Raw genomic sequence first — 15,213 nt, forward strand, 5'->3', positions numbered from 1 at the left:
GTCACGGACGACGCCGGCCCGGACCGCCGGGTCCCCCAGGTCCACCGGGGCCGCCTGGGCCGCCGCCACCGCCGAACTGTATCTGGCCGGGCATCCGGGTCTGCCCCTTGATTTTCTGACCGTACCAGAGCCCGATGATGAGGCCGATAAGGTGGGCGAGGTGAGCGACGTTCCCGCCGAGCAGACCGGCCCCCATTGGATTGAGCGACCCGAAGATGCTCAACAGGAAGTAGAAGCCGGTGATCGCCCAGATCGGGACCGGGATCAAGAAGTACAGGTACACGCGGAGATCAGGTTTCAGGACGGTCAGGAACGCCATGATAGCAAGCGCTGCGCCGCTGGCTCCGAGGACGCCGGCGGACGTTCCCTGCACGGTCTGAATTGCGATCTGTCCGAGGCCAGCCAGCGCGCCGGACACGAGGAAGAAGATCGCGAACTTCTTCGACCCGATCTGCTGCTCGACGAGTCGGCCGAAGAAGTAGATGATAATCCCGTTCCCGAAGATGTGGTAGAACCCGAAGGGAGCGTGTGAGAACACCGACGTGACCCAGGTCCAGACGTACTCTGGATTGTTCGGATGGAGGACGAACAGCGTCTGGAAGGCTTCGCGACCGAGGGAAAGGATGACGACGTGTTCGAGGATGAACACGATACCCATGATCGCCAGGAACAGATACGTGACGTTCCCCCGGAAGTACGCCAGCGGCCCGCCGGGCCCGGTGTCGATACCGAGCCGGTCAGCGACGCCGCCGCCCCCGGAGGTCTGGCCAGTGTTTACACTCTCGTCGAACCCGCTGTCGAACACGCCGCCCGGATCGCTCCAGTTATCCAGTCCGGGGCAATCGTGGGCCTCGGGCAGTCTGTGTTCCGAACAGTAGGTCCCGCCACAGTGCCCACACTGGTACGGCATGTTCTCCTGCTTTCCACAGGCATCGCACTCCGACATTGTACTACGGTAGGAGTGGGCGGTGGAAAGGGATTGTGCTTATACTGTCGGCTGTCAGTCTGTGAAGGATTTCGCCACCCCGAGATGGCGAATATCTTGCAATGGTTACAGCCAACAGTAGTACAGTGGGCCAGCCACGGACCAGCGATCAGGATACGGGGATGTCAGAGACATTTGTGCCAGAAAGCGGCACACATTAGCAACGCAGCGGCTTACTCGCCAATGTCGGGGTTGCTTTGTGCGTCCCGGAGCACGCCGATCCACGCCGGTTCGCCATCGTACTCGATCGACCCGCCGGACACCTCGATGGTGCGCGTTTCACCGTCGGTCTGTAGCCCCTCAAATTCCGAATGGAACGTGTCAAGCTCGTCTGAATCTGCCGTTCGGAGTGAGTCGGGGAACCGGTTTTCATCGCCCTCTGGTGTGAGGATAGTCGGTGATTCGTCGATGAGTTCACTCTGGTCATAGCCGAAAATGTCGGCCAGCTTCTGGTTCACGTAGACAAACGTCCCGTCCTGAATGATACAGACGCCCGCGAGCTCCTGTTCGACGAGCCGTTGATACCACGAGAGGGCGTTCCAGAACCGCTGCTCGGTGCGGTGTTGCTCGACGGCGTTCTCGATTCGGTTGGCGAGGACGTCGTACGTATCTGACCTGCCACCCTTCTGCATGTAGTCCGTGACGCCGGATGCGATTGCCTCGCTCGCGATCTCCTCGCTGCCCTTGCCGGTGAACAGAATGAACGGGATGTCCTGGTACTGCTCGCGGACGAGTTCCAGAAACTCCAGCCCATCGGTGTTTGGCATGTCGTAGTCGCTGACGATGCAGTCGACCTGCTCCGTCCGGAGGAAATCGAGCGCGGCGACGGCGCTCGTCTTCGTTACGACGTTGAAGTCGTCGTTGATGCGTTCGAGATACACCTCAACCAGTTCACCCACCTGTGGGTCGTCGTCAACGTGCAACACGGTACACTGCTGGGATTGCTCGACTTTCGCCAGCGGAATCGGCACCTCTGTCCGCATCTCGTCAGGGGTACCTGCCGATTCGGTCCGGAGAAGCGGCGTGTGCCGCGTCGCGGCACGGCGGCTACCGCTGATGGCCCCACTGGAGAGTGCCACTGTCTTTTCGCCGAGCCGCCACTCCTCAGAGTTCATTTTTCCCCCCGACGCTGTCGATAGTACAGAAACCGAAACCCATCGTCCGCCCAGTCACACTGGCAGCGCTCGCTGCACGCACCGTCGGACTCCCTACGTCCGAGCCTTGGAGGGCGCTGGCGGGAAGTGTATGTCCCGGATAGTCGTCAAGCGGTTTCTTTTCAGACATCAATACCCAATCCTGGTCATTAGTTACGTACCAGTCTACTAAACGCTACTGATGGGGGGTATCGTTGAATCCTCCGTGCGGACGCGTGACCAGTGCGTGGAATTCTGACCCCAAAATGTGCGATCAGTGCGCTGTGTGTATAGATTACGGGATTTATCTTTTAATTCTATGCTTAATACAATATATAATATGTAGGTACTCTTCAAATAAATTTAATTATCTCCCTCCCAACATCCAATTCGTATCATGTCCGATACTACCATGCGCGAATACCTCGCAGAGCACCCAAAAATGGCCGGCGCACTGTTCACCCTCCTGATGCTACTGTCACAGGCAGGGACTGCAGCAGCCGGAAACGGTAATACCTATTTTGGCCCCTAAGAACCTGTAATAACCACCGCGATTACTCGTAGGTTTGGTTCTAACCGATTAGAATACTATTTGTTTGTATATTATAACTCAAGATCCGTCTTTAAATCTACAGACTTACTCCAGTATAATTCATCTGATATTTTTACCGGCACATATTGCATATTTAAAAACGCATCAACATCTGATTCGTCCATTTGGAATGTGTTTATTCTCCCGGAAGCTAAGAAATGTTCTTCAACATCATCTAAGAATGGAATAAAAATGCTTCCTAATCCCTTATTATCAGTCGAGTAAGTAATAATATCAACATTATATTTTCCTTCTCTACGGCTAATTTCGAGCATATTCGGCGCTCCACTCTCCGCTTGCGTAACAGTAACACCACCATCACCAACGACAATATACTGCCCACCGAGGATACTTTCGCCACGTGCAATGGTCAGCGCCGCTCGAAGGGGGAAGCCGCAGTTCAACAGCCGGGCGACCGACTCACCGATGCGAACCGCACCGTCGTTCAGAACTTCGTTGAGCGTGACGATACCGCCGATTGCGCCGTTTTCGACGAGCGCTAACCCCTGATTGTAGGAGTTGCAGGCGTTCAGCAGGAACGTGTCGATGCCGACCGATTCGACCGTCGTCACGTCGAGCTTCCCGTCGCTGCAGACGAAGCCGTCATGTTCGGTGTGGCCGATGTAGTGGAAGAACTCCGCGTCGGTCGTGAGAACGGTCCTGAGCTCCGCCGTCGTCAGGTCGTCGTGGACCGTGACGTCGAACGGCAAGTCGTCGCGCGTGCCGTACACCTCGTCGACGAGTTCCCGCTCCTCGTCCATCCGGGCGTCGTTCTGGACGACGCGAATCGTGATGTCCTCGGCGTTCGTGTCGCGGTCGAGTCGGTGTTCGAACGCCGCTTTGGTCAGCTTGCTCGCCCCGATGGGGATGCTGTCCCCGATCCAGGCCTGTTCGAGCGAGTCCTCGGCCTGTGGTTCGACGTAATCCGTCTCGGATGGGGCGGTAGCAGCGTCGGAACTCGCGGCGCGAGTGATGACGTCGTCCCGGGTGAACTCGGCTTCGGCCTCCGCCGGAACGCTCGCCTGGTTCAGCCGTTGCTGCTGGTGGGTCCGGACGATAGCGAGGTCGTCGACGACGTACGGGAGCTGTTCCGCGTTCGCCGGCACCGGGTCGATGTGCGTCGTCAACCGCCACTCCGGGATGTGGTCTTCGATAACGTCGTACGGGACCTGCAGATAGGCGGCGACCTGCTCCGCCAGCGGTTGCCGGTACAACGATTCGAAATCGAGGTCGACGTACGGTTCGATGGCCGCTCGCTCGTGTAAGTCGATCTGGTGGAACCCCTCGGTGCGCGTGACGCAATCGAGGAAGAACAGGCGTTTGAGTGTGCGGCCGACCTCCGACTCGAAGCCGCGTGCGGTGTCGAGCGAGTACGTGAATCCCGTGTCGGTCGTGAGCCGCGGCGTGGATGCGGGGACGAGCGAGGCACCGAGATAGTACGAAAGCGGTGCAGCGACGAAGACTGAGGCGAGGTCGGGCGGTAGTTCGAGTGTGACACCGGTGTCCGGCCTGTCGATATCCGCCGGGATATCGAGGCTGTCACCGATTTCAAGCGCCGGTGGGTGGCCGCGGAGCGTCGGATAGGAGCGCTCGGGGTCGTAGGCTTTGAGCGCCGATCCGAAGGTCTCGACTGCGGCCATCACGTCTCTCGGGTTCTCGGTCGTCGTAACTGTGGCTGCGGGCCGGTCGTGCTGGGACCGAGCGCCGATGAGCACGTCCGTCGGAGCGTCGAACTCGATCCGGGTCCGGTCCGAGTCGACGGTGACCTCCATCGCGGTGTCCTCGACCCGCATGTACGTTTTGATCTGCGTTAGCGGGTCCAGAACGTAATCATCCGCCGGCAGCGTCTCCGACTCGAACTGGGCAACCTCGGCGGCTATCGCCCCGGCATCGTCCCGGACGTACACCATGACGACCGTCGGAAGTTCGATAGCGCGCGTCCGTATCCGGACAGCGTCCCCGACCGGGTACTGGAACACGTCGGTCGCTGCCTCCCTGAGCGCGATGGGAGTCGGCGTGTGTATCCGGTAGCGCTGGCGCTCGATCTGATCAATGACCGCAAGCCCAGGACGGTCGTCAAGCGGTTCGAACGTTAGAGTCATATAATAAACGAGGGGGACAGTATTACTCTCGTACAATGAGAACGGTAGAGACAATCAAAAAGATATCGCCGACAGCATTCCGTCTCAACCAGGGCGGCCCGCTGGGCAATATTTGAACTGCCGGGAGGGGACAGGGACGCGTGGTGGGCAAAACGGTCAGTTCCGTGCAGACTCGGTTGTATCTATGGGCGAAGCGGGTAAGGGCGACCCGGTCTAACACTACCGTAGTGAAAGAGTTCGAGCGCAAACAGCTGCTGGAGCGCATCGAACGCGACAGCGCGACCGTCGGTGCGGACATCCCTGACGAGATTACCGTCCAGGGCGAGGAGATCGAACTCCAGTCGTTCGTCTTCGAGATCAAGCGTCGGGAGACGATTCCGCGGGGCGAGCGCGAGCGCGTCGAGCAGGCCAAGAAGAACCTGCGGCGCGAGCGCCTCCAGCGCAAGCAACGTATCGAGGACAACGAAGTGAGCTACGAGCGCGGCGAAGAGCTTGCCACGGCCATCATCGGCATCGACCGGGCGCTCAACGCCCTCGAACAGCTCGGTGCGGCCAACATCGAACAGGAAGCGCAGGCGCAGGAGACGGCCGACAGGAAACGCTGGATGAAGTTCCTCCAGAAAGCACTGGGTCACGAGGACGCAGACTCCGGCACGGGTCGTGCCGGGCGGAGCTACTAATATGAGCCGAAACGACGAAATCGCGACACTGCTCGAAGAGTTCGCCGACCTGCTGGATGCGAACGGCGTGGAGTACAAGCCCCGAGCCTACCGCCGGGCGGCCGAGAACATCAGGGACTTCCCCGGTGCGATCGAGGGGCTGGCCGCCGAGGGCGAGGACAGCGTCGGCGAGATAGACGGCGTCGGTGACGCTATTTCCGCGAAAGTCGTTGAATACTTCGAGACGGGCGAAATCGAGGAACTGGCCGAACTCCGCGAGGAACTCCCCGTCGAGATGGACGCTCTTACCGCGGTCGAGGGCATCGGCCCGAAATCCGTTGGCTCGCTGTACGAGGCGCTTGGCATCACCACTCTCGACGAACTGGAGTCGGCTGCCGAAGCCGGCGAGATACAGGAAGTCTCGGGCTTCGGGGCGAAAACGGAGCAGAACATCCTCGACAATATCGACTTCGCCCGCGAGGCCCACGAGCGGTCGCTGCTCGGCGAGGCGCGGCCGTACGGCGACAGGATCCGGAGTTATATGGCCGCCGGCGACGCCGTGGCCGAGTGCGCGCTCGGTGGATCGATTCGTCGCTGGCGACCGACCATCGGCGACGTGGACGTGCTCGTCGGGAGCACCGATCCCGAGGCCGTCGTCGAGCGGTTCGCCGACTGGGAGGGACTCGACCGCGTCATCGAGTCCGGCGAGACGAAAGCGAGCGCTTACGCGGACGACGTTCGGGTCGACTTGCGGATCGTCGACCCATCGGAGTTCGGCGCGGCGCTGCAGTATTTCACCGGCAGCAAGGACCACAACGTGGCGGTCCGCAACCGCGCTATCGAGCGGGATCTGAAGGTCAACGAGTACGGGGTCTTCGATGTCGAGGGCGTTGAGGATGACGACCAGCGGGCCGGTGAACTAGTGGCCAGCGAAACTGAGGACGCAGTGTACGACGCGCTGGGCATGGAGTGGGTGCCGCCGGAACTCCGCGAGAACCGCGGCGAAGTCGAAGCCGCCGCCAACGGGTCGCTCCCGGACCTCCTCGCCGAGGGCGAGGTCCGCGGCGATATCCACACCCACACGAACTGGTCGGACGGCAGCAACACGATTGCGGAGATGGTCGAAGGGGCCGCCGCGTTCGGTCACGACTACCTCGCCGTCACGGACCACGCGACGGGGCCGGGGATGGTCGGCGGCGTCGGCGTCCCGGACGAGAAACTCCGCGAGCAGATAGCAGAGGTCGAGTCGGTCGCGGCGGACGCCGACATCGCCGTGTTCACCGGCGTCGAGGCCAACATCGCCGCGGACGGCAGCGTCTCGGTCGCCGACGACTTGCTGGCGGACCTGGACGTGGTCGTCGCCTCGCCACACGCCGCGCTGGACGGGGACGGCACGGACCGCCTCGTCGCGGCCGCTGAACACCCCGACGTGAACGTCATCGGGCATCCGACGGGGCGCTATCTGAACCGTCGTGAGGGGCTGGACGTTGATATCGAACGTCTCGCAGCAGCCGCCGCCGACAACGACACGGCGCTGGAAATAAACGCTAACCCCGCCCGGTTGGACCTCGGCGGCGGCGCGGTCAAGCAGGCCCTCGAAGCCGGGGCGACAATCGCCATCAACACGGATGCGCACAGCCCGGGCGACCTCGAACTCCTGCGCTACGGCGTCCACACGGCGCGGCGGGGGTGGGCCGAGACGGACGACGTGCTGAACACCCTCGACGCCGAGGGCCTCCGCGGGTTCCTCGATGCCTGAGAATTCCCCAAGCGACCGGCTCGTGCTCGATGCGATGCTCGGCAAGCTCGCCACCTATCTGCGGATGTGTGGCTACGACACGGCGTACGCGCTGGACCGGAACGCCGAGGCCGATGACGACCTCCTCGCCCTGGCGGACCGCGAGGACCGGCTGGTGATTACTCGGGACCAGGACCTCGCCGCCCGCGCATCCGAGAGTGTGCTCCTCAGCGAGCGGGCGGTCGAGGACCAGTTGCGGGAACTCGCCGATGCCGGCTTCAACCTCTCACTCGCTTCGGAGCCGGCTCACTGTGGCGTCTGCAACGGGCCGGTCGAACAGGTCGATCCGGTGGAACCGACGCCGGAGTACGCACCGAATGCAAACGACGAGACGGTCTGGCGCTGTACCGACTGCGGGCAGCACTTCTGGAAAGGGAGCCACTGGGCGTCAGTTCAGGCGACGTTGGACGGCCTGTAGAACGTAGAAAGTCAGCGGGCGTCGCTACAGTTCTTCAGCCGCGGCGACGGCCTCCTCGGTCGTCCCCTCGACGACTACCCCGGTCGTGACATCGCCGTCGGTCCAGTAGACGACGGCCCGATCCTCACGCTCGATTGCGGTCGCGTTCTGCCCGTTCACCTGCACTGCCGTCCCGTTCTCCGTATCGTCCAGGTAGCTCGACGCGCCGGTAGCGGCCAGAACTGTCACGTTCTCCCCGTCAGCGTCGTACTGCTGGGCCACAGCCGTACTCTCGGGCCGGCTGATGTACCGTGCCTCTTCGAACGTCCCGTTCTCGTACTTCGGCAGGTCCAGGTCCGTCGCGGACTGGGCCGCGTCGTAGGAGTCGTACCTCTCGACGGTCGTGACGGCGACCCGGTCAGCCGGTGGAGCGAACTGGCTGTCGTCAATGCTGACGTTGAAGTTCGTCTCCTCGACGGTGAGTTCCGTTCGGTTCGTCCCGTCGTCGGTGGTCAGCTTGTGGACGCGGTAGTCCTCGGTGTCGACCCACAGCGTCGTGTTCGGCGCGTCGATGCTCTCGTTGGTCGGTTCGAGATCGAGAACGTACGTCGATTCGCCGTCGACTTCGGCGGTCCCCCGGAGCGTCGCGGTGACGTTCTCCTCAGGAACCGGGTCCGTAGTGTCGTTCATCGCCGCGGCTTCCCCGGGCAGTTCGCGGCCGTAGGACTGGTTCTCGCCGACCGCCCAGACGACGGTTCCGTTCGTCCCCATCTCGTAGGACCGGTTCTCGCTCGTGACGGCGGCCCACGTCTTGTTCGGCTCAGCGGCAGCGTACTCGACCGCGGCTGTCTTCGACGCCGAATCGTTCGCGACGGTCACCGTCGCCGTCCCGGTAATCGTCTCGGCTGCATCGTACCGCTGCTCGGTTCGGTCGAGCACGTCGTCGCCGGACGGCTGCCCCATCTCGCTGAGGCCGGACACGCCGGCGACCGCCCCAGCAGCCAGTAGTCCAATGGTGACGAACACCGCGACGATAGCCAGTCTCCGTCCGGTATCGGCTGTCATTGCCCGGCCTTAGGACTGGAGTGGTAAGTGGGTTCCTCTTGTCAGAAAACGGACTGTATCCGGCGGAATCTGCACCCGGCGAACCCCTCATTGCTGTCCAGTCCGTACGCCGGGCTGTGAGCGAGTCAGCGAACACGACTGTCCGCGTCGACGGCGTCAGCAAGCAGTACGACCTCGGCGGGACGGTGACGGCGCTGGACGACGTGAGTCTGGACCTGTCGGCGGGGTCGTACACGGCGGTGATGGGGCCGAGCGGTTCCGGCAAGAGCACGCTCCTGAACCTCATCGGCGGGCTGGACACGCCGTCGTCGGGGCGGGTCGTCGTCAATGGACAGAACGTTTCGGCGGCTAGCGAAGCCGAACGGGCTGACATCCGCGGCACCGAGGTGGGCTTTGTCTTCCAGACGTTCAACCTCATGCCGCGACTGTCCGCGGTGGAGAACGTCGCCTTGCCGCTCGTCTTCGACGGCTGGGACCGCACCCGTCGCCGCGAGCGGGCGAAGTCGTTGCTCGCCGACGTGGGACTCGCCGACCGCACTGACCACGTCCCCGCAGAACTCAGCGGCGGCCAGCGCCAGCGTGTCGCCATCGCCCGCGCACTCTCGACCGACCCGGCGTTGATTCTCGCCGACGAGCCTACCGGCAACGTCGACACGGACACCGGCGCACAGATACTCGACCTGTTCGACGACCTCCACGCGGCGGGCAACACGTTCCTGCTGGTGACCCACGAGCGCCACGTCGCCGAGCGGGCGGAGCGCATCGTCCACGTCGAAGACGGTCACATCCAGTCCGTCGAAGACGTCTCCGGGGGCGAGCACTGATGGACACTGGCGAGAGCGTGCGCATCACGCTCCGGTCCATCAGGGCCCACAAGCTCCGGTCGGCGCTGACAGTCGTCGGCGTCGTCATCGGCATTGCCTCGGTCATCACCTTCGCCACGTTCGGGGCCAGCGTCGAGGCCGAAATCGTCGGCGACATCGAGACGTCGAACGCGGGCAACATCTACGTGTTCGGGACGCCGTCGGGCGACGACGACTTCGACCGGACGCTCCAGCCGGTGTTTACGGAGTACGACGTTCAACAGTTAGAGGGAATCCAGGGTGTACAGGCGGTGCTCCCGCGCGGGATCGTCCAGACACAATCGATACAGCACGGGAATCGGACGCTCGCCAGACAGCAGGTCACGGCGACACGGCCGGCCAGCATCACCGACGGCGTCCTCGTCGAGGGGCGTTCCTTCGAGGCCGACGAGGAAGCCGTCGTCGTCAACGAGCGCATGGCCGGATCGTTCTCCCAGAACCTCACGACCGGCGAGCGGCTCACGATGACGATGCCCGACGGCAGCGAACGGAACGTCACCGTCGTCGGCGTCGTCAACGGGACCCGCGGCGAAGTCCCGGTCAGAGAGTTCGCCCGCCAGCCGCGGGTGTACGTCCCCATTGACCCGTTCTACGACTCGGTCGTCGAGAGCCCGTCGGCGGGCGTGCGGCAGCGCGCGTACCCGCAGGTGACGCTCGTTGTCGACCCGCGGGCGATTCCGGAGACGCAGTCGGCGATTCAGGCGTACATCTCCGGCGACGCGGACGCTCGGTCGCTGTCGGCCGACGACACGGAACTGGTCGCTCGCTCGGGCAACGACTTCGTCGAGGAGATCAGTGACGTCATCGAGCGCATCACGCGCTTCGTCACCGGCATCGCCGTCATCGCACTGGTCGTCGGCGCTATCGGCATCGCCAACGTGATGCTCGTCAGCGTCACCGAACGGACCCGCGAAATCGGCATCATGAAAGCCGTCGGGGCGCGCAACCGCGACGTGATGCAGGTGTTCCTCGTCGAGGCCGCACTGCTCGGGACTATCGGCTCGCTTCTCGGCGTCCCGCTCGGCCTGGTCGTCGGCTACGGTGCGACCCGGTACGCCGAGGTCGCGTTCTCGCTCGCGCCGCTGTGGATGGCGCTTGCAGTCGGCGTGGGCGTGCTGGTCGGCGTCGTCGCCGGCCTCTACCCGGCGTGGCGAGCGGCGCGGGTCGATCCCATCGACGCGCTCAGACACGAGTGAGCGGGATTCAGAACACCGAAATACGTGGTCATCGTACCGTCGGGCGATGACCCTCTCGGAGGAGGCCCGCGAACGGCTTGCCGACATCGTCGAACTCCAGCCGACGAAAAACGGCGAGCTACAGGAACGCTGGGACATGGACAGCGGGAGCGAGGTCCACCAGTACCTCGAATCCGAACTCAAGGAGTACTACTACCGCAACGACAACAGCCTCATCTGTGCGACGCCGGAGGCGACGACGCTCATCGACGGTGAGGACTCCGAACGGATACAGACGGTGACGGTCACCCCGCTCCAGCAGGCTATCGTCGACGTGATTGCCGGACCAGACGAGGAAAGCCAGAGCGTCGTTGCCGTGTTACACGCCCTTCGCGAGGTCGGCGAGGATCGTGACACCGACGACGTTCGCTCCGCGCTTCGCAGCCTCGCAGACAAGGGTATCGTGGAGACGGTCGAGAAGACGGTGCCGACGTTTAGACTGGCCGTTCCCCGGGACGAACTCGACATCGAGCTATCCGAAGAATAAGTCCGGGTCGCGGTATCGGTCCGTTACTCCGGCAGCCCCGGCCGCTGGCGGCGTCGTCGCCGCGCTAACACCCGCTGTATTGCCTTGCCCGGCCCGCCCTCAAGCGGCCACTCCATCGACCGCCACACTGGCGGCTCCGGCTCGTAGAACGGGCACTGGCCCCGACACTCCGCCGCTGTCGGCAGACAGTCTTTCGCGGCGCAGTGAGGATACACGCCAGTCTCGTCGGCATCTAGTTCGAAGTGCCTGCAGTCGGGGCGCATCGTGTCCGCGTACGCGCGCCAGCCGCGAGCGTACGCCCGTTCGGCGATGGCGAGCCGCCGCTCTTGCTTCCAATGAGGACTCGCGTACTCGAACCGCGCCGCGCTGGTGTCGTCGTCCGGTCGGTCCAGAATGCGCGTTCCGGGGTCGGTCACTGACAGCGACCGCGGTTGCCAGACCGCCTCGGCCGTGCCGGACTCGGGGTCGACAGTCAGCACGCCGGCGGCCGCGGGCAGGTCCGCCAGCAGGACCGGTTCCACGCGCTCGTCGGTCGTCGCCGTCGCGACCCACACCTCGTCGGCCAGCGACAGTGCGATGTCCCGCTCCAGTTGCGGGACGAGGTTCCTGGCGGCGCTGGCCGTCAGATCGGGCTTGTTCTCGATGGCGATGATCCGCCGGAGCCAGTCGGGATAGGGGCGCACCCGACGGATTTCGATGCGGTTGCCCCGCTTTCGGGTCTCGATGGCGTCCCGGTCGGCCGCCTCGTGAATCGACTCCCGGACGTACCGCCACGGATAGCCCGGGTCAGGCAGCGCGTCGCGGTAGTACGTCCAGTCGGCCGGCGCGTTCTGTAGAACGTGCAGGAGGTCCGAGTCGAACGCGTCTCCGCCGAATTGCGCTCGCTCGCGGAGTCCGTCGGGGTCACACTCCAGTACAATCGTGTCCCAGCGGCGGTGTTTCGTCCCGAACTGTCTGGCGACTAGCACCGCCGCGTCGTCGGACGGCGACCACGCTCGCTCGGCCCACTGGCAGACGGACAGTTCGAAGGCGAACTCGGAGTCGACGGGCACGAACAGTCGTTGTCGGGTTCGGACCAAAACCCTTTGTTACGACACCGGAGCCTCCGTCCGCGATGGGGTCCTCCAGCGACCGTTTTCGTTCGGTAACACAACCCAATTATTTATGTAATCCCTTCAGAAACAAATCGTCGGTTACACATGATACGTCATAGGTCCGAAGACAGCACACCAGAAAGCGCTGGTACCGCTACAGCGTACCGACCGACAGAGAATAGGGCGCCCAGCGAAGCCGACGGGGGTGCGGTATGAGCGCTGGGGCCGGGAGTAATGGGATATTTGACCAGTACACGACGCTACAGTGGATCGCGGCAGGCATCGTCGCGGTGTTGACGTTCCCAATCGGACTCGCCGTTCCCGCTTACTTCTACATCAAAACGTCCAACGGCACCGCCCGGGAACAGGGGGCCTGGGAGGCGTGGGCGGTCATCCTTGTCGGAATTCTCGGCATCGTCGCGGTCGAACTCGGCGGGGAAACAGGCGCGAAAATCATTATCGCGCTCGCACTGCTGGGGATTCCGGTGCTGTTCATCATCTTTGCCGCTGTCGTCGGAAGCTTCGTGGTCGGCATGGGCAACGCGACGGTAGCAGCGCTGCTACTCGCCGGCGTCGCGGTCTGACAAACGAGTTCCCTCGGCTTCCGTTATTCCTCGTCGTCCGTTCGTTCGTCGAGGAACTCGTGTGCCTGTTCGAGTATCTCGCGGGGGCCGTCCTGCGTGACCGTGTTGATGGCCTGTTCGTAGTCGCGCCACTGCAGGTCGCGGTGTTCTGTGGACAGTTCGGCTGACGCTTCAAACGACTTCGCGACGAACAGGTGGACCGTCTTGTGGATGGTGTTGCCGTTCGCCTCGAACACGTAGTCGTAGTCTTCGCGGAACCCGTCTAAAAGCCGGAAATCACCGATGCCGGCCTCCTCTTTCACTTCGCGTATGGCGGTCTGCTGGAGCTCTTCCTCGCCCTCGACGCCGCCCTTGGGGAACTCCCAATCGCCGGGTCGGCTCTTGAGCAGGAGGTACTCCCGCCGGCCACGCGTATCGCGAAAGAGGATGGCTCCCGCGCTCGTGGCCTCTATCATTATCGGATTTTATGACACCGCTACTTAAGAGAATATCGGAGACACAGCGGAAACAGATGGCCTTTTGTCACTCGCGGCTGAGTGTTCGTCTACAGATGCCCTTCGTCACGACGCTGACCTTCACGAGCGGGGACCGACACCGGCTCGACGACGTTGTCACAGAAATCAAACAGAGCGCCGAGCAGAAGGGGGTCGAACTGAAAGGCCCGCACCCGAAGCAACCACAGGAGCTGCGGATTCCACAATCGAAGTCGCTGGGGCCGAGCGGCGGCCGCTTCGAGTCCTGGACCCACACCGTCTACACCCGAACGATAGAGATTGTCGGGTACGAGGAGTTCGCCCGCACAGTCACTCAGCGGACTTTCCCGAACGCCATCCACGTCGAGGCCGGCGTCGAACAGCGGACGCAGGTCGGCAGCGGATCGTAACCACGGACCGGCTGTCGTCCGCTTCTGCGGTTTCTTATAAGTAACTGTGGGTCGTTTTGCCGGCATGAACGAGGCCCAACAGGAGCGGCTCCGATCCCTCCGACGTGAGCTACACAGCTACCCCGAACCTGCGTGGCGGGAGTTCTACACCACCAGCCGCATCGTCGACGAACTCGAACGGATCGGGGTCGACCAGTTGCATATCGGTCAGGCTGTCGTGGACGGCGACGCGCGGATGGCGGTCCCCGACGACGACGAACTCGAAGACTGGCAACGGAAGGCCCGAGACGCCGGTGCCCGCGAGGACGTGCTGGAGGCCGTCGATGGGGGATTCACTGGTGCCCTCGCTGTGCTCGAACAGGGTGAAGGACCGACCGTCGCGCTCCGGGTCGACATCGACGCACTTCCGATAACGGAGTCAGATAGCGCGGCACACGCCCCGGCATCAGAGGGATTTCGCTCAGCGAATGCGGGGTACATGCACGCCTGCGGGCACGACGCCCACGCGACGATTGGTCTCGGCGTGCTGGAGGCAGTGAAAGAGAGCGATTTCCGCGGAACGTTCAAACTCGTCATCCAACCGGCCGAAGAGGTCATCGGCGGCGGGAAGGCCGTCGCTGAAAGCGGCCACCTCGATGACGTGGATCACTTGCTGGCGATACACATCGGTCTCGATCATCCGACCGGTGAAATCGTCGCCGGGGTCGGCGGCTTCCTCGCCGTTCGGCAGTTCAAAGCGACGTTCACCGGTGAGACAGCCCACGCCGGGGGCCACCCGGCACAGGGACGGGACGCTGTCCAGGCGCTCGCCACGGCCGTACAGAACCTCCACGCGATTCGTCGGCACGGCGACGGGGCGACGCGGGTCAACGCCGGGGTCGTTGCGGGCGGCACAGCGACGAATATCGTCCCCGAAGAAGCGACGCTTGAAGGGGAGGTCCGCGGCGAGACGACTCACCTCAAGGAGTACATGAGCGATCGGGCGGACACCGTCATGTCGTCCGCGGCAGAGATGCACGACTGCGAAGTCGCCATCGAGACGACAGCGGAAGCGCCGAGCGCAGTGAGTGACGACGCGCTTGCGAGCGTCGTGTACGACGCGGCAGAATCAGTTCCCGGCGTCACCAGCCGCCTCCGGACCGACGATCTCGGCGGGAGCGAGGATGCGACCTATCTGATGGACCGCGTGCAGGACCACGGCGGCACGGCGACGTTCGTCGGAATCGGCACCGACCATCCCGGCGGCCACCACACCCCCACGTTCGATGTCGACGAGGACTCACTGGCCATCGGTATCGACGTCGTCAGCGAGACAGTCCGACAATTGAGCGAGTGA

General features: G+C 63.3%; 16 protein-coding genes. 10 read left to right on the forward strand and 6 right to left on the reverse strand.

Features of this window, described 5'->3' with window-relative positions; genetic code table 11:
- Position 1: 1 nt before the first annotated feature.
- Together ACOZ4H_RS11365 and ACOZ4H_RS11370 are read right to left on the reverse strand one after the other, a co-directional pair.
- A complete protein-coding gene (locus ACOZ4H_RS11365) occupies positions 2-946 on the reverse strand; it encodes a rhomboid family intramembrane serine protease (protein ID WP_424329377.1) in 945 nt (314 codons plus the stop codon).
- A gap of 212 nt (positions 947-1,158) precedes the next feature.
- Positions 1,159-2,100, reverse strand: coding sequence for a response regulator (locus tag ACOZ4H_RS11370; protein WP_424329378.1), 942 nt, complete (start codon positions 2,098-2,100; stop codon positions 1,159-1,161).
- A gap of 415 nt (positions 2,101-2,515) precedes the next feature.
- On the opposite strand from ACOZ4H_RS11370, the gene ACOZ4H_RS11375 reads away from it, so the two are divergent.
- Positions 2,516-2,650: a DUF7503 family protein gene (locus tag ACOZ4H_RS11375; protein ID WP_424329379.1), complete on the forward strand. Its 135-nt coding sequence runs from the start codon at positions 2,516-2,518 to the stop codon at positions 2,648-2,650.
- A 71-nt stretch (positions 2,651-2,721) separates the two neighbouring features.
- On the opposite strand, the gene ACOZ4H_RS11380 is transcribed toward ACOZ4H_RS11375, so the two are convergent.
- Entirely contained in the window at positions 2,722-4,812 is a 2,091-nt protein-coding gene (locus tag ACOZ4H_RS11380; RefSeq protein ID WP_424329380.1) for a hypothetical protein, read from the reverse strand.
- A gap of 227 nt (positions 4,813-5,039) precedes the next feature.
- Here ACOZ4H_RS11380 and ACOZ4H_RS11385 point away from each other — a divergent pair, with 227 nt between their 5' ends.
- Genes ACOZ4H_RS11385 through ACOZ4H_RS11395 form a run of 3 tightly spaced genes read left to right on the forward strand, consistent with a single transcriptional unit; the run spans position 5,040 to position 7,687 of the window.
- A complete protein-coding gene (locus ACOZ4H_RS11385) occupies positions 5,040-5,492 on the forward strand; it encodes a DUF5788 family protein (RefSeq protein WP_424329381.1) in 453 nt (150 codons plus the stop codon).
- 1 nt (position 5,493) lies between these two features.
- Positions 5,494-7,230, forward strand: coding sequence for a DNA polymerase/3'-5' exonuclease PolX (polX, locus tag ACOZ4H_RS11390; protein ID WP_424329382.1), 1,737 nt, complete (start codon positions 5,494-5,496; stop codon positions 7,228-7,230).
- The gene (locus tag ACOZ4H_RS11395; protein ID WP_424329383.1) at positions 7,223-7,687 is read left to right on the forward strand and encodes a Mut7-C RNAse domain-containing protein; all 465 of its coding nucleotides are present in this window, start codon (positions 7,223-7,225) and stop codon (positions 7,685-7,687) included. The genes polX and ACOZ4H_RS11395 overlap by 8 nt, the downstream gene beginning before the upstream one ends.
- Before the next feature lie 24 nt (positions 7,688-7,711).
- Here the strand turns inward: ACOZ4H_RS11395 and ACOZ4H_RS11400 are convergent, their stop codons facing one another.
- Positions 7,712-8,731: a LolA family protein gene (locus ACOZ4H_RS11400; RefSeq protein ID WP_424329384.1), complete on the reverse strand. Its 1,020-nt coding sequence runs from the start codon at positions 8,729-8,731 to the stop codon at positions 7,712-7,714.
- A gap of 116 nt (positions 8,732-8,847) precedes the next feature.
- Here ACOZ4H_RS11400 and ACOZ4H_RS11405 point away from each other — a divergent pair, with 116 nt between their 5' ends.
- From ACOZ4H_RS11405 to ACOZ4H_RS11415, 3 genes are read left to right on the forward strand one after another with little or no spacing between them, the layout of a single operon-like run.
- The gene (locus tag ACOZ4H_RS11405; RefSeq protein ID WP_424329385.1) at positions 8,848-9,555 is read left to right on the forward strand and encodes an ABC transporter ATP-binding protein; all 708 of its coding nucleotides are present in this window, start codon (positions 8,848-8,850) and stop codon (positions 9,553-9,555) included.
- A complete protein-coding gene (locus ACOZ4H_RS11410; protein WP_424329386.1) occupies positions 9,555-10,790 on the forward strand; it encodes an ABC transporter permease in 1,236 nt (411 codons plus the stop codon). Before ACOZ4H_RS11405 ends, ACOZ4H_RS11410 begins: the two co-directional genes overlap by 1 nt.
- 46 nt (positions 10,791-10,836) lie before the next feature.
- A complete protein-coding gene (locus ACOZ4H_RS11415; protein ID WP_004516865.1) occupies positions 10,837-11,316 on the forward strand; it encodes a DUF5797 family protein in 480 nt (159 codons plus the stop codon).
- Positions 11,317-11,339: 23 nt separating this feature from the next.
- Here the strand turns inward: ACOZ4H_RS11415 and ACOZ4H_RS11420 are convergent, their stop codons facing one another.
- Positions 11,340-12,368, reverse strand: a complete 1,029-nt coding sequence (locus ACOZ4H_RS11420) for a DUF5787 family protein (RefSeq protein ID WP_424329387.1) — start codon at positions 12,366-12,368, stop codon at positions 11,340-11,342.
- A 254-nt stretch (positions 12,369-12,622) separates the two neighbouring features.
- On the opposite strand from ACOZ4H_RS11420, the gene ACOZ4H_RS11425 reads away from it, so the two are divergent.
- Positions 12,623-12,994 (forward strand): hypothetical protein, encoded by a 372-nt coding sequence (locus tag ACOZ4H_RS11425; protein ID WP_424329388.1) that lies wholly within the window; start codon positions 12,623-12,625, stop codon positions 12,992-12,994.
- Between the two features lie 23 nt (positions 12,995-13,017).
- Here the strand turns inward: ACOZ4H_RS11425 and ACOZ4H_RS11430 are convergent, their stop codons facing one another.
- Entirely contained in the window at positions 13,018-13,449 is a 432-nt protein-coding gene (locus tag ACOZ4H_RS11430; RefSeq protein WP_424329389.1) for a bis(5'-nucleosyl)-tetraphosphatase, read from the reverse strand.
- A 95-nt stretch (positions 13,450-13,544) separates the two neighbouring features.
- Here ACOZ4H_RS11430 and ACOZ4H_RS11435 point away from each other — a divergent pair, with 95 nt between their 5' ends.
- Both ACOZ4H_RS11435 and ACOZ4H_RS11440 read left to right on the forward strand, forming a co-directional pair.
- On the forward strand, positions 13,545-13,877 hold the full coding sequence (locus tag ACOZ4H_RS11435) for a 30S ribosomal protein S10 (protein WP_424329390.1): 333 nt from the start codon (positions 13,545-13,547) through the stop codon (positions 13,875-13,877).
- Positions 13,878-13,941: 64 nt separating this feature from the next.
- Positions 13,942-15,213: an amidohydrolase gene (locus tag ACOZ4H_RS11440; RefSeq protein WP_424329391.1), complete on the forward strand. Its 1,272-nt coding sequence runs from the start codon at positions 13,942-13,944 to the stop codon at positions 15,211-15,213.

The organism is Haloarcula amylolytica, from assembly GCF_049705545.1.
GTDB lineage: Archaea > Halobacteriota > Halobacteria > Halobacteriales > Haloarculaceae > Haloarcula > Haloarcula amylolytica_B.